The organism is Roseomonas sp. USHLN139, assembly GCF_037145735.1.
In the GTDB taxonomy this organism is placed as follows: domain Bacteria; phylum Pseudomonadota; class Alphaproteobacteria; order Acetobacterales; family Acetobacteraceae; genus Pseudoroseomonas.
Genome location: NZ_JBBCWY010000001.1, coordinates 1,511,611 through 1,525,871 on the forward strand (window position 1 = coordinate 1,511,611; position 14,261 = coordinate 1,525,871).

The window sequence follows — 14,261 nt, forward strand, 5'->3', positions numbered from 1 at the left end:
CGCCCCTATTCCTTCCGGATGTTGTGGAAGATCGGGAAGCCTTCGAGCATGCCGGTGATGTTGCTGCGGAAGGCGGTCGGCTGGGTCAGCGCGCCGGTCGGCAGATAGGGAATATCCTCGAAGGCCTGGCGCTGCATGGCCTCGGCGATGCTCTTCTGCTCGGCGAAATCCTCGGCCTCCATGAAGCGGTCGCGCAGCGCCTCGATCTTCGGCAGGTCGGGCCAGCCAAAGGTGCCGGCCTTGCCGGGGCCGCGGAGGTAGGATTGCGTCGCCGGGTTCAGCGCGATGACGCCGGGGATGGTGTTGCACCAGACGCTCCAGCCGCCCTGGTCCAGCCCGCCGCGGTTGCTCAGCCGCGCGGCCACCGTGCCCCAGTCGCTGACCTGGTAGTCCAGGTTCATCCCCACCCGGCGCAGCATGTCGCCGGCCACCTCGCTCATCGCGTTCAGCCGGTGGTTGTCGGCCGGCACGACGAAGACCACGCGCTCGCCCTTGTAGCCGGCGGCCTCCAGGTTGCGCTTGACCTTGTCGTAGTCGGGGGCGCCGTTCATCGTCTCCAGCCCGACCTCGCTGGCCAGCGGGCTGCCGGGCAGGAAGAAGCCGCAGCGGTCGTTCCACAGGCTGCGGTCATCGCCCAGGATCGCCGTCATGTAGTCGGCCTGGCGGATACCGGGCAGCAGGGCGCGGCGGATCGCCGGATTGTCGAAGGGCGCGACCAGATGGTTCAGCCGGATCATGCAGAGCGAGCCGGTGCGGTCCTTCACCTCCAGCTTGATGTTGCGGTTGCGGCGCAGCAGCGGCAGCAGGTCGGGCGAAGGCTGCTCCCACCAGTCGACCTCGCCCTGCTGCATGGCGGCCGCCGCCGTCGCCGCATCCGGCAGGGTGTGCCATTCGACGCGGTCGACCAGGGCGCGCTTGCCGCCTGCCAGGAAGCTCGGCGCCTCCTGCCGGGGGACGTATCCTTCGAACCTGGTATAGACGGCGCGGACACCCGCCAGCCGCTCCGACGCCACCCAGCGGAACGGCCCGCTGCCGACGATCTCGGTGATCTGCGTCGACGGCGACTGCCTGGCGAACCGCTCCTGCATCACCGGACAGAAGGACGAGGGCTTGGCCAGCGCCTCCGCCAGCAGCGGAAATGGTTTTTTCAATCGGATGGTGAAGACACGGTCGGAGACGACAGCCATCTCCTCGGTGATGGCGCGGATGTTCTGGCCGAGCACATCGGCCTGGCACCAGCGACCGATGCTGGCCACCGCATCGGCGGCGCGGATCGGCGTGCCGTCATGGAAGACCGGGCCCTGGCGCAGGGTGATGCGCCAGGTCTTGCCGCCATCCTCGATGACATGGCCCTCGACCAGCTGCGGCTGCACCTTGAAGCTGCCGTCCAGCGCATAGAGCTGGTCATAGACCATCATGGCATGGTTGCGGGTGACCAGCGCCGTGTTGAACACCGGGTCAAGCAGCGCCAGGTCGGATTGCGGCACGAATTTCAGCGTGCTGCGGGCGCCGGTCGTGCCCTGCGCCCGGACGACGCTGGGCGCCGCCAGGGCGGTTGCGGAGAAAGCCAGGAAGCCACGGCGGTTCATCGACAGAAATCCTCCCCAAGCTGTCCGGGCTTTCCCCGGTCGGAATGTCAGGCGTCGAGCCAGGATGGCAGGCGGCCGAGCCAGGGGCAGGCCGCCTCGTAGCGGGCCGCCACCTGCAGCACGCGCAGATCGCCGCGCGGCGGCCCGATGATCTGCAGCCCCATCGGCAGCCCGTCCTCGCTGAAGCCGGCGGGCACGCTGATCGAGGGGCAGCCGGCCATGGTGGCGCCGACCACCACCTCCATCCAGCGGTGGTAGCTGTCCATCGCGCGGCCGGCGATCTGCTGCGGCCAATGCGTCCCGCCATCGAAGGGGAAGACCTGGGCGGCCGGGATCAGCAGCACGTCGAACTCGGCGAACAGCCGGGTCAGCGCCTTGTACCAGGCGCCGCGATCGATGCCGGCCTTGTAGGCGTCGAGCGCCGAGAGCTTGTGGCTGCCCTCGATCTCCCAGATCGCTTCCGGCTTCAGCAGCGCCCTCTTGGCCGGGTCGCGGTAGACCTCGTCATGCTTGCCGCCGATGCTCTGCTGGCGCAGCGTGACGAAGGCGCGCCACAGCCGCTCCGGGTCGAAATCCACCTTCGCCGCGTCGACGGCGCCACCGGCGTCGCGGAACACGCCCAGCGCCTGGGTGCAGAGCTCCAGCACGCCGGGCTCGAAAGGCAGATGGCCGCCGAGAGCGCCGAGCCAGCCGGCGCGGAAGCCGCCGCTCGCCCCTTCGGCCAACCGGTCCTCGAAGCGGAAGCCGGGGGCGGCCAGCGACAGCGGCGCCCGCATGTCATAGCCGGCCTGGACCGAGAGCAGCATGGCGACATCGGCGATGGTCCGCCCCATCGGCCCGTCGGTCGACATCTGGCCATAGAAGGGATCGGGGTTGTCGGCCGGCACCCTTCCCTGCGACGGGCGGAAGCCGAAGACATTGTTGAAGGCCGCCGGGTTGCGCAGCGAGCCGCCCATGTCGCTGCCATCCGCCACCGGCAGCATGCGGGTGGCCAGCGCCACGCCGGCGCCGCCGCTGGAGCCGCCACCGACCCGCGACGGGACATAGGCGTTGCGGGTCAGGCCGAAGACCGGGTTGTAGCTGTTCGAGCCATAGCCGAATTCCGGCACATTGGTCTTGCCGATGATGATGGCCCCGGCCGCGCGCATCCGCTCGACGAAGATGGCGTCCTGGGTCGGCACCTGGTCGGCGAACAGCGGCGACCCCATGGTGGTGCGCAGCCCCTTGGTGGCGGCCAGGTCCTTGATCGCCTGGGGGATGCCCTGCAGCGGGCCGACCGCCTCGCCGCGCGCCACGGCCGCATCGGCCTGGTCGGCCTCGGCCAGCACCGCCTCGCGCGGGCGGAGGGAAACAATGGCGTTGACCGTCGGGTTCGCCGCCTCGATGTGGTCCAGATAGGTCGCCATCACCTCCCGCGCCGAGACCTGGCGGGCGCGGATCATGGCGGCGAGTTCCACCGCGCCGGGGCGGCAGAGCTCGGGGATGGCGAGCTGAGGGAGGGGCTTGGTCATCGCGATAGGGTCTCCTGGCCGGGCGGTCCCGGGCGCCGCTCAGGCCGGGACGGCCTCGAGCGCGCGGGGATCATGCACCGGCGTCGGGATTCCCTCCATCCGTGCCTTGAGCTGGATCGCCAGCAGGCGGGAGTAGAAGCGTGCCTGGGCCAGGTTGCCGCCCTGGATCCACAAGCCTTCCTGCCGCGTCGGCTTCCACATGTTGCGCAGCTCCCCGGCCCAGGGACCGGGGTCGCGCCGGGTGCCGGAGCCGAGGCCCCAGACCGGCCCCAGCCGCCGCGCCGCCTCGGGCGAGACCAGCTGCTCGACCCAGGTCTCCATCGCCTCGAAGCCGGTGGCATAGACGATCAGGTCGGCGGGCAGCACGGTGCCGTCCTCGAGCTCCACCGCCTCGGGCAGGATGCGGGCGGGCCGGGTGTCGCTGCGGAGCTTCACCGCGCCGTCGATGATCAGCTGCGAGGCGCCGACATCGATGTAGTAGCCCGAGCCGCGGCGCAGATACTTGAGGGAATGGCCGCTCTCATCCTCGCCGAAGTCGAGCATGAAGCCGACCTTCTCCAGCGCGGCGTAGAAATCCGCGTCATGCGCCCGGATCTCGGCATAGATCGCCCGGTGCATCGGCGGCAGGATGGCATAGGGGCGCGAGGCGGCGATGAAATCGGCCTGCTCGGTGGTGATGCCGGCGGCGACCGCCTCTTCCGAATAGAGCTTGCTGGAGAGGAAGCGGTAGGAGGACTCCGCCCGGATCACCAGGGTGGAGGAGCGCTGCACCATGGTGACCTCGGCGCCCTGCTCCCAGAGGTCGGCGCAGATGTCATGAGCGGAATTGTTCGACCCCACCACGACGCAGCGCTTGCCGCGCCATTCGGCGCCCTGGCGGTACTGGCTGGAATGCATCTGGGTGCCGCGGAAGCCCTCGGCCCCCGGATAGCGCGGGGTGGCGGGGGCGCCGGACAGGCCGGTGGCGATGACCAGCTGCTTCGGCCGCAGCGTCACCGCGCGGCCCTGCCGCGTCACCTGCACCCGCCATTCGCCGCGCGCCGGGTCATGCTCCGCGCCCTGGGCGGTGGTGCCGCTCCAGATGTCGAGGTCCATGGTCCGGGCATAGCTGTCCAGCCAGTCGCCCATCCGGTCCTTCGGGATGAAGGTTGGGAAGCCCGGCGGGAAGGGCAGATAGGGCAGATGGTTGGCCCAGACCGTGTCGTGCAGGCAGAGCGAATCATAGCGCCGGCGCCAGGCATCGCCGGGGCGGTCATGGCTGTCGACCACCAGGGTCGGCACGTCCAGCATGGAAAGGCGCGCGGCCAGGCTCAGCCCGTTCTGGCCGCCACCGATGATCAGGCAATAGGGCTGCTCGGTCGTGCCCAGCGCGGCCTGGCGCTGGCGGCGGCGCTCTGGCCAGCTCGGCCGGCCGGGAGAGGCGCCATGCACGGTGCCGGGCTCGCGCCGGGTGCCGATCCGTTCCGGATGCGCCTTCAGCGACAGCGCCGCGGTCATCAGCGTCCAGGCGCGGCCGTCCTTCAGGCGGAACTGGCCGCGGCAGAGGGCGGCCTCGGTCTCGAAGCGGAACCAGGCCTCGGTGATGCCGTCCGCCGTCTTCTCGCTGCCCTCTTCCAGCGCGAAGCCGCGCGGCCGGGCGGCGGGCAGGACAGCGGTGAGCATGGCGCCAATCTCGGCCGGGCCGTCGAAGGTGGCGATCGACCAGGTCAGCGGCAGCAGGTCGCGCCAATGGCTTTCTGGCTGGAACAGGCTGGCGGCCGCCGCGGCGTCGCCCGCCTCCAGATGGCCCGCCAGGCGCGCCAGAAAATCGGCCGCCGGGCTCATCGGCGATCCCCGGCCATGGCCGCGACGGTGGCGGCGATCTGCGACGGCGGGCCCTGCAGCCCGGGTGCGGCGCGGCGCAGCTCGGCGAAGGCCAGGTCGGTCTTCTCCAGCGTCTCGCGCACATCGGCGTCGGTCAGCGCGGCGCAGATGAACATGTTGTGGAAGGGATGCAGATAGATGCCGCGCTTCAGCGCGCCTTCCACCCAGGCATAGCCGAGGCGGAAATCCTCATCCTCCTCGAAGAATATCTGCGGCATCTGCACCGGGCCGGTCTGCCGCAGGGTGAAGCCATGGCTGGCCGCCTGCTGCTGCAGCCCGTCGCGCAGCGCGGTGCCGGTGCGGAGCGTGCGCTCCAGATAGTCGCTCTCGCGGATTTCCTTCAGCGTCGCGACGGCAGCGGCCATGGGGACGGCGGAGAACCAGAAGGAGCCGGTCAGATAGGGTTTCTGCGCCGCCTCGCGTGCCCGCTCGGAGCCCAGCAGCGCCGAGAGCGGATGGCCATTGGCGATGGCCTTACCCCAGCAGCTCAGGTCGGGCTCGACGCCCAGCTCGTGCCAGCTGCAGTCGCGGGCCAGGCGGAAGCCGGCGCGCACCTCGTCCAGGATCAGCAGCGCGTCGTGCCGGTCGCAGAGCTCGCGCGCCAGCCGGGCGAATTCCAGCTCGGGCAGGTGCTGGTGGCGGAAGGTCTCGTGGCGGAAGGGGGTGACGCAGATGCCGGCCAGGTCGTCGCCGGCCTCGCGCACCGCGTCCTCCAGGCTCTGCGCATCGTTGTAGCGGCAGTAGATCAGATGGGCGCGGTCCTCGGGCAGCACGCCGCCGGGGCGCGGCGTGCTCCAGGCGGCGGCGCCGTGATAGGTGTCGCGCGCCAGCACGATCTTGCGGCGGTCGCGATGCGCGCGCGCCACCAGCAGCGCCATCGAGGTGGCGTCGGTGCCGTTCTTGCAGAACATCGCCCAGTCGGCATGGGTGACGGTGTCGACCATGGCCTCGGCCAGCTCGACCATCACCGGGCCCGGCCCGGTCATGCTGTCGCCGAGCGCACGCTGAGCATCGGCCGCCGCCTCGACCTTGGCAAAGCCGTAACCGAAAAGATTCGGCCCGTAGCCGCACATATAGTCGATGAATTCGCGGCCATCGGCGTCCCACAGGCGGGTGCCCTCGGCGCGCGAGAAGAATTGCGGGAAGCTGACTGGCAGGCGCGCGGTGGACTGATGGCCATACATGCCGCCGGGGATCACCCGGCGCGCGCGCTCCATCAGATCGGCATGGCGAGACATGTCCCCAGGCATCGACGCAATCCCCGTCTAATCGAATTTTATCGATTAGGTGGCAGGGCCCGGCGCTTGTCAAACGCTTTTCCGCAGTCCATCTCCGCAGCACGCAGCAGGAGCCGCCAATGGCCGGCAAGGACGCCGCCGAGGAGCCGAGGGCCGAGACGCCGCGCCAGCCGCAGCGCGCCCGCGGCCATGCCCGCTTCGAGACGCTGCTGAACGCCGCCGACCAGCTGCTGCGCGAGCAGCCGGCGGCGACCATCAGCCTGCAGGACGTTGCCCGGCTGGCCGAGGCGCCGCTGGCCTCGGTCTATCACTACTTTCCCAATCCGACGGCGCTGTTCCTCGGCCTGGCGCAGCGCTACGTGCTGGCCTTCGACACGCTCTATGCCAGCCCGGTGGAGCGCATTCCCGACAACTGGCCGGCGCTCTGCCGCATCCTCTGGAGCCGCGCGCGGCAGTTCTACGAGGAGAACCCGGCGGCGATGCGCCTGTTCCTCGGCCCCGATGTCGGGCTGAAGATCCGCGAGGCCGACCTAGAATCGAACAACCGCCTCGGCCGCCGCCAGCACGACCTGGTGCAGCGCCACTTCCACATCCCCGACGATCCCGAGCTGCTGCGGCGCTTCGCGCTGTCGATCACCATCTCCGATTCGATCTGGTCGCTCTCCTATATCCGCCATGGCGGCATCACCGACGCCATGGCGCGCGAGGCGGCCGATGCGCGGGAGGCCTATCTGGCGCTCTACATCCCGCTGCGCGCCGCCCGCCGGCGCTGAGGGCCGGCCGGGCCGGGCTGGAAGGGGCGGCGAGAAGCAAGGAGAGCGGATGGCACCGGCCCCGCCATTTCGCAAACTGACGGGAGCGCGTCATCTGCGTTAAGAGTGTTCCTCGCCTCCTCTCCTTCCCGCAAAGCGCCATGGCCTGCCCCGATCCGATGACCGCCGTGCCCCCTGCCCGCCACCCTTGCCTGCTGCGGGCCGCGCGCCGGCGGGGGCGCTGACCGCCATGCCGACAGCGGAGCCGACGCCCGGCTGGGACGAAGCGGAGCGGCTGGCCGCCCTTGATCGCTACGCCATCCTCGACACCCCGACGGAGCCGGACTTCGACGACCTGGTGCAGATGACCGCCGGGCTGCTCGAGGTGCCGATGGCCGCGGTCAACCTGATCGGCGCCAGCCGGCAATGGTTCAAGGCCGAGATCGGCCTGGGCCTGCGCGAGATGCCGCTGGACAATGCCATCTGCGCCCGGCTGCTGCTGGAGGAGGGCGAGCTGGTCATTCCCGACCTCCGCCAGGACCTGCGCTTCGCCTGCAACCCGCTGGTCACCGCCGAGGCCGGCCTGCGCTTCTATGCCGGGGAGCTGCTGCGCACGCCGGAGGGGCTGCCGCTCGGCACGCTCTGCGTGCTCGACACCGCGCCCCGGCCCCAGGGTCTGAGCCCGCGGCAGCGCCTGGGCCTGCGCACGCTGGCGCGGCAGGTGATGACGCTGCTGGAGCTGCGCCGGGCGCTGGCCGACCGCGACCGGGCGCTGGCGGCACAGCGCCGCGAGGCGGCGCTGAACCGGCAGATCATCGACAGCGCCGGCGATTTCGCCATCATCGCCACCGACCTCGAAGGCCACGTCACCCGCTGGAGCCGCGGCGCCGAGCAGATGCTCGGCTGGCGCGAGGCGGAAATGCTGGGCCACTCCGCCGCCGGCATCCTCACCCCCGAGGACCAGGCCACCGGCCAGTTCGCGCTGGCAAGGCAGCAGGCGCTCGACACCGGCCGCGGCGAGCACGAGCGCTGGTACCAGCGCCGTGGCGGCGAGCGGTTCTGGGCCAGCAGCAGCATGACGCCGCTGCGCGACGAGCAGCAGGCGGCGATCGGCTTCGTCAAGCTGCTGCGCGACCGTACCGAGCAGCATGCGGTGGCGGCCTCGCTGGAGGCGGTGACCGAGCGCTATCGCCTCGCCTCGCGCGCCACCAACGACGCCATCTGGGACTGGGATCTGCGGCGCAACAGCGTGCTGTGGAACGAGGCGCTGGAGACCGCCTATGGCCATGATCCGGCCCGGGTGGCGCCGACCGGCGACTGGTGGATCGCCCAGATCCACCCCGAGGATCGCTCCCGCATCGATCGCAGCATCCATGCGGTGATCGAGGGCGGCGACACCAGCTGGAGCGAGGAATACCGTTTCCGCCGCGCCGATGGCAGCTATGCCGAGGTGCTCGACCGCGGCTACGTCATCCGCGACGCTGCCGGCCAGCCGCTGCGCATGATCGGCGCCATGCTGGACCAGAGCGCCCGGCGCCAGGCCGATGCGGCGCTGCGCGAGCAGGCCGACCGGCTGCGGCTGGCGACGACCGGGGCCCGCATCGGCACCTTCGACTATCGCGTTGGCAGCGACACCCTGATCTGGGACGACCGCTGCCGCGCGCTGTTCGGCCTGCCGCCGGGGGTGCCGGTCAGCTATGACGGCACCTTCCTGGCCGGGCTGCATCCGGAGGACCGCGAGCGTGCCGATGCTGCCGTGCGCCGCTCCATGGATCCCGCCGGCTCTGGCAGCTTTGCCGCCGAGTACCGCACCATCGGACTGGTCGACGGCATCGAGCGCTGGGTCGCGGCGCATGGCGAGACGCATTTCGCCGAGGGCCGGCCGCAGCGCCTGATCGGCACCGTGCTCGACATCACCGACCGCAAGCGGGCCGAAGAGGCCCTGCGCCAGAGCGAAGGCCGCTACCGCGCCCTGTTCGACACCATGGATGAGGGCTTCTGCGTCATCGAGTTCTTCGACGGCCCGCATGGTCCCCTCAGCGACTATGTGCATGTCGAGGCCAATCCCGGCTACGAGCGCCATACCGGCATCCCCGATATCGTCGGCCGCACCCTGCGCGAGCTGGCGCCGGACGAGGCGGAGGGCTGGCTCGAGCTCTATGGCGGCGTGCTGCGGACCGGCCGGCCGATCCGCTTCGAGCGCTATTTCGCCAAGGCCGGGCGCTTCATCGAGGTCTCCTCGGCCCGGCTCGAATATGCCGAGCGCCAGGTCTCGGTGCTGTTCCGCGACGTCACCGCGCGCAAGCAGGCCGAGGCGGCGCTGCGCGCCAGCGAGGCGCTGGCGCGGCAGAACATCCAGCGGGTGCAGCTGGCGCTGGCCGCCGGCGCCATCATCGGCACCTGGTTCTGGGACCTGCCGACCGACCGCTTCACGGTGGATGCCGCCTTCGCCGAGACCTTCGGCCTGGACCCGGCGCTGGGCCGCACCGGGCTCAGCCTGGCGCAGGTGATCGCGACGGTGCATCCGGAGGACAAGGCCGGGCTCTCCGCCGCGATCGAGGCGGCGATCGCCCGCGGCGGCGCCTTCGCCCACCAGTACCGGGTGCGGCGCGCCGATGGCCGCTACTACTGGATCGAGGCCAATGGCCGGGTCGACCACGCGCCCGACGGCGCGCCGCTGAGCTTCCCCGGCGTGCTGATCGATGTCGAGGAGCGGCGCGCCGTCGAGGCCGAGCGCGACCGCGCCGCCGCGGCGCTGCGCGCCCTGAACGAGACGCTGGAGCAGCGCGTCGCCCTGCGCACCGCCGAGCTGCTGCGCGCCGAGGAGCAGCTCCGCCAGAGCCAGAAGATGGAGGCGGTGGGGCAGCTCACCGGCGGGCTGGCGCATGACTTCAACAACCTGCTGGCGGGCATCAGCGGTGCGCTGGAACTGCTGACCGCGCGCCTGGCGCAGGGCCGCACCAAGGATCTCGAGCGCTATGTGGCGGTGGCCGAGGGTGCGGCCCGCCGCGCGGCCGCCCTGACCCACCGGCTGCTGGCCTTCTCGCGGCGGCAGACGCTCGACCCGCGACCGACCGATGTGAACCGGCTGATGGCCGGCATGGAGGAACTGATCCGCCGCACCACCGGCCCTTCCATCGCGCTGGAAGTGGTCGCCGCCGGCGGGCTCTGGCCGACCCTGGTCGATCCCAACCAGCTCGAGAACGTGCTGCTCAACCTCTGCATCAATGCCCGCGACGCCATGCCGCAGGGCGGCCGGCTGACCATCGAGACCGCCAATGCCTGGCTCGACGAGCGCGCGGCGCGCGAGCGGGACGCCGAGCCCGGGCAATACGTCGCCATCAGCGTCACCGACAGCGGCACCGGCATGGCGCCGGAGGTGATCGCCCGCGCCTTCGATCCCTTCTTCACCACCAAGCCGCTGGGCCAGGGCACCGGGCTCGGCCTGTCGATGACCTATGGCTTCGCCAAGCAGTCGGGCGGGCAGGTGCAGATCTATTCCGAGCTCGGCCAAGGGACGACGATGCGGGTCTACCTGCCGCGCTACCTGGGCGATGCCGAGAGCGCGGAGGAAACGCCCGCCGCCCTCGCCGCGCCGCGCGCCGCGGCCGGCCAGACGGTGCTGGTGGTGGATGACGAGCCCACCGTGCGGATGCTGGTGGTCGAGGTGCTGGAGGAGCTCGGCTATGCCGCGCGGGAGGCCGCCGACAGCGCCACCGGCCTGGCCATCCTGCGCAGCGAGGCGCGGATCGACCTGCTGGTCACCGATGTCGGCCTGCCCGGCGGCATGAACGGCCGGCAGATGGCCGATGCCGGCCGCCTCAGCCGGCCCGAGCTGAAGGTGCTGTTCATCACCGGCTATGCCGAGAATGCCGTGCTGGGCAATGGCCAGCTCGGCGCCGGCATGCATGTCATGACCAAGCCCTTCGCGATGGACGCCCTGGCCGGCCGCATCAAGGCGCTGATCAGCGCCTGATCAGCCGCCTGACCGGGACGCCGGGCGGGCCGCTTCCCCCGCCGGCTGTTGCCTCGCCACGGCGCGATCGGCTACAGCCGGCAGGCCCTCCAGGAGTTCAGCCATGGCAGAAATGGTCCATCCGCAGGACGATCCCTTCTATGGGGAGCTGCGGGCCTTCGCCAATCGCGATGGCTTTGTCGTCATCGAGATGAAGGAGGAGGCCGAGGCCCCCTTCCTGGTGCTCAGCCCGCTCGAGGCGGCGCGGCTGATGGCGGCCATGCGCGCCGCCATCACCGTGATCGACTCCGACGTGCAGAAGGCGATGCCGCCGGAGGAGTGACGCCTCAGCCGGGTTCCGCTGCCAGGGCGCAGATCCGCGCCGCGACGCGGTAGGAATCCACGAAGGCGCTGACCGGCAGGAACTCGAAGCGCGAGTGGAAGTTCAGCGCGCCGGTGAAGAAGTTCGGCGTTGGGATGCCGCGCGCCGAGAGCGCCGAGCCGTCGGTGCCACCGCGCATCGGGATCACCTTGGGCGTGATGCCGAGATCGCCCAGTGCCTGCAGGATCAGCTCCACCGGGCGGCGGTCATTGCCCAGGCTCTCGGCGATGTTGCGGTAGCTGTCCTCGATGCGGCAGTCGATGCGGGCGCGCGGGAAGCGTTCGCGGATCTCGGCCACCGCCTGATCGACGAAGGCCTTGCGCTGGTCGAAGCGGGTGCCATCGAAGTCGCGGATCGACATGGCCAGGCGCACGCTGCTCTGGTCGCCGGTGATGCCGTTGAACCACCAGTAGCCGTGGCGGCCATCGGTGTGCTCCGGCGTCTGCAACGGGTCGAACAGCTCCATCAGCGCGCGCGCCACCAGGATCGGATTGACCAGCACCCCCTTGGCCGACATCGGATGCGCGGTGACGCCGGTGATCTCGATGGCGACGCTGGCGGCATTGAAGGTCTCATAGACCACCTCGCCGCGCTCGCAGCAGTCGATCGTATAGGCGAAGGCCGCCGGGAAGCGGTCGAGCTGCAGCACCTTGGCGCCGCGCAGCCCGATCTCCTCGTCGGGCACGAAGGCGATGGCGATGTCGCCATGCGGCGGCCGCTCCCGCTTCAGCGTCGCCAGCAGCGTCATCACCACGGCGACCGCCGCCTTGTTGTCGGCGCCGAGCACGCTGGTGCCGTCGCTGAAGATGATGTCCTCCCCGGCATAGGGCCGGATCTCGGGGTGCTCATCGACGCGCAGCCAGATGTCCTGCTGGGCGTTCAGCAGCAGGTCCTTGCCGTCGAAGCGCAGGCGCTGCGGATGGATCTCCGGCGACAGGCCGACATCCACCGTGTCGAGATGGGTGACGAAGCCGATGCAGGGCGCGCCGGGCAGCGTGCCGCGCAGCATCGCGGTCAGGTTGCCGTTCTCGTCCAGATGGATGTCGTCCAGCCCCAGCGCCTGCAACTCCGCCTGCAGCAGTTCGGCCAGCACCCGCTGGCCCGGCGTGCTGGGCAGCATCTTGGCGCGGGCATCGCTCTGGCTGGTCACCGCCAGGTAGCGCGTGAAGCGCTCGATCAGTTCCTCTTCGACCGGCATCGCCATCCCTCAGCCTCTTCTCCGATGTGCCGTCCAGGATACCGCCGCCAGCCACGCGGCGCGAGAGTGGCCGTCCCGACGCTGGGTTCGGATTGCGAACTTATGTTGTCGTCCATAGAAGTCGGACGGCAGCCCTCGGGAAGGAAAGAACTCCATGGAAACGACGCGCCATGCCGTGGTCACCGGCGCCAGCTCCGGCATCGGCGAGGCCATTGGCCGCCGCCTGCTCGCCGATGGCTGGCAGGTCACCGGCCTCAGCCGCAGCGCCCCCGCCATCGCTGACCCGAACTTCGCCCATCGCGCCGCCGACCTGGCCGATCCGGCCAGCCTGGAGGCGGCGCTGGACGGGCTCCAGGCCACCGCCCTGGTGCATGCCGCCGGGCTGATGGGGGCGCAGCCGCTGGGCAGCCTGGACCATGTCCGGGGTGCGACCATGTGGCAGGTGCATGTCCAGGCCGCCGCCCTGCTGGCCGACCGGCTGGTGCCCGCCATGCCGGAGGGGGGCCGCATCGTCCTGCTGGGCAGCCGCACCGCCCAGGGTGCCGCCGGGCGCAGCCTCTATGCCGCCAGCAAATCGGCGCTGACCGGGCTGTCGCGCTCCTGGGCGGCCGAGCTGGCACCGCGCGGCATCACCGTGAACCTGGTCTCGCCCGCGGCGACCGACACGCCGATGCTGCGCGACCCGGCGCGGGCGCAGTCGCAGCCGAAGCTGCCGCCGATCGGCCGGCTGATCCGCCCCGAGGAGGTGGCGGCCACCGTCGCCTTCCTGCTGGCACCCGAGGCCGCGGCCATCACCGGCCAGAACATCGTCATCTGCGGCGGCAGCTCGCTGTGACGTCGTGCGAAGCGATTGACAGGAGGCGGGCGGAAGCATGATGATCGACTACAACGAACAAGTGTTCGGATTCCGAACATGACAGAGGAAACCGTGACCCCCGTCCAGGCCGCCGCCGCGCCCCGCAAGGGGGCCGGCAATCCGAAGAACACCGTCCAGTCCGCAGCCAAGGTCTTCGCGGTGCTGAAGGCCTTCGGCCCCGACATGCCCGAGCTGACGCTGGCCGAGATCGCGGCGCGGGCCGAGCTCGACCGCGGCACCGCCTTCCGGCTGATCCACACGCTGGAGGAGCTCGGCTACCTGCGCGCCGTCCCGGCCAGCCGCCGCTTCCGCCTGACCCTGAAATGCCTAGAGCTCGGCTTCTCGGCGCTGGCCGCGCGCGGCCTGCCGGACCATGCCCGCCCGCTGCTGCGCGAGCTGGTACCGGCGCTCGGCGACGCCGCCTCGCTCGGCGCGCTGGAGGGCGGCGAGGTGATCTACCTGGCCCGCGTGCAGCAGGGGCTGGAGCGGCATGGCGTGCAGCGCCCGGCCGGCGCCCGCGTCGGCGCCTATGCCACCGCGCTCGGCCACGCGATCCTCGCCTTCCTGCCCCGAGACCAGCAGGTTTCACACCTCGAGCAGCGCGCCCGGGTGAAGCTTTCCGAGCGGACATTGACAGAAATGGACGCGCTGCTGGCCCGGCTCGATGCGGTGCGGGCGCAGGGCTATGCCATTTCCGACGGCGAGAACGCCTATGGGCTGCGCACCGTCGCCGCCCCGATCCTCGACGCCGAGGGCCAGCCCTGCGCCGGCGTCAGCCTGACCATCGAGGCCAGCCGCGCGCCGCTGGAAAGCTTCGTCGCCGCCGGCCTGCCGCGGCTGCAGGCCGTGGTGGCCGAGCTGTCGGAAGCCGCCCGCCTGTCGCTCGGCGCCATCGCCCTGCCCCCTCGCCCGTGACC

The 14,261-nt window shown here is 70.9% G+C and carries 10 protein-coding genes; 5 read left to right on the forward strand and 5 right to left on the reverse strand.

From position 1 onward, the window contains the following. Nucleotides 1-5: 5 nt before the first annotated feature. Genes WFI16_RS06985 through WFI16_RS07000 form a run of 4 tightly spaced genes read right to left on the reverse strand, consistent with a single transcriptional unit; the run spans nucleotide 6 to nucleotide 6,201 of the window. Nucleotides 6-1,589, reverse strand: a complete 1,584-nt coding sequence (locus WFI16_RS06985; RefSeq protein ID WP_419897056.1) for an ABC transporter substrate-binding protein — start codon at nucleotides 1,587-1,589, stop codon at nucleotides 6-8. A 47-nt stretch (nucleotides 1,590-1,636) separates the two neighbouring features. Next, nucleotides 1,637-3,100 (reverse strand): amidase, encoded by a 1,464-nt coding sequence (locus WFI16_RS06990; protein WP_419897057.1) that lies wholly within the window; start codon nucleotides 3,098-3,100, stop codon nucleotides 1,637-1,639. A gap of 39 nt (nucleotides 3,101-3,139) precedes the next feature. Then, the gene (locus tag WFI16_RS06995) at nucleotides 3,140-4,924 is read right to left on the reverse strand and encodes a flavin-containing monooxygenase (protein WP_419897058.1); all 1,785 of its coding nucleotides are present in this window, start codon (nucleotides 4,922-4,924) and stop codon (nucleotides 3,140-3,142) included. Further along, nucleotides 4,921-6,201 carry an aminotransferase class III-fold pyridoxal phosphate-dependent enzyme gene (locus WFI16_RS07000; protein ID WP_419897059.1) on the reverse strand — a complete coding sequence of 427 codons (1,281 nt, stop codon included), beginning with the start codon at nucleotides 6,199-6,201 and terminating at the stop codon, nucleotides 4,921-4,923. The genes WFI16_RS06995 and WFI16_RS07000 overlap by 4 nt, the downstream gene beginning before the upstream one ends. 119 nt (nucleotides 6,202-6,320) lie before the next feature. On the opposite strand from WFI16_RS07000, the gene WFI16_RS07005 reads away from it, so the two are divergent. The 3 genes from WFI16_RS07005 to WFI16_RS07015 all read left to right on the forward strand — a co-directional run bounded on the left by WFI16_RS07005 (nucleotide 6,321) and on the right by WFI16_RS07015 (nucleotide 11,251). Beyond that, nucleotides 6,321-6,974 carry a TetR/AcrR family transcriptional regulator gene (locus WFI16_RS07005; RefSeq protein WP_419897060.1) on the forward strand — a complete coding sequence of 218 codons (654 nt, stop codon included), beginning with the start codon at nucleotides 6,321-6,323 and terminating at the stop codon, nucleotides 6,972-6,974. A 229-nt stretch (nucleotides 6,975-7,203) separates the two neighbouring features. Continuing rightward, nucleotides 7,204-10,929 carry a PAS domain-containing protein gene (locus tag WFI16_RS07010; RefSeq protein WP_419897061.1) on the forward strand — a complete coding sequence of 1,242 codons (3,726 nt, stop codon included), beginning with the start codon at nucleotides 7,204-7,206 and terminating at the stop codon, nucleotides 10,927-10,929. Nucleotides 10,930-11,032: 103 nt separating this feature from the next. After that, nucleotides 11,033-11,251: a hypothetical protein gene (locus WFI16_RS07015; protein WP_419897062.1), complete on the forward strand. Its 219-nt coding sequence runs from the start codon at nucleotides 11,033-11,035 to the stop codon at nucleotides 11,249-11,251. Nucleotides 11,252-11,255: 4 nt separating this feature from the next. Here WFI16_RS07015 and pepT read toward each other — a convergent pair whose 3' ends face one another. Beyond that, on the reverse strand, nucleotides 11,256-12,494 hold the full coding sequence (gene pepT, locus WFI16_RS07020) for a peptidase T (protein WP_419897063.1): 1,239 nt from the start codon (nucleotides 12,492-12,494) through the stop codon (nucleotides 11,256-11,258). A gap of 148 nt (nucleotides 12,495-12,642) precedes the next feature. Between pepT and WFI16_RS07025 the strand changes: the two genes are divergently transcribed. Further along, nucleotides 12,643-13,323: an SDR family NAD(P)-dependent oxidoreductase gene (locus tag WFI16_RS07025; protein WP_419897064.1), complete on the forward strand. Its 681-nt coding sequence runs from the start codon at nucleotides 12,643-12,645 to the stop codon at nucleotides 13,321-13,323. Between the two features lie 78 nt (nucleotides 13,324-13,401). Then, nucleotides 13,402-14,259: an IclR family transcriptional regulator gene (locus WFI16_RS07030; RefSeq protein WP_419897065.1), complete on the forward strand. Its 858-nt coding sequence runs from the start codon at nucleotides 13,402-13,404 to the stop codon at nucleotides 14,257-14,259. The last annotated feature ends 2 nt before the right edge of the window (nucleotides 14,260-14,261 follow it).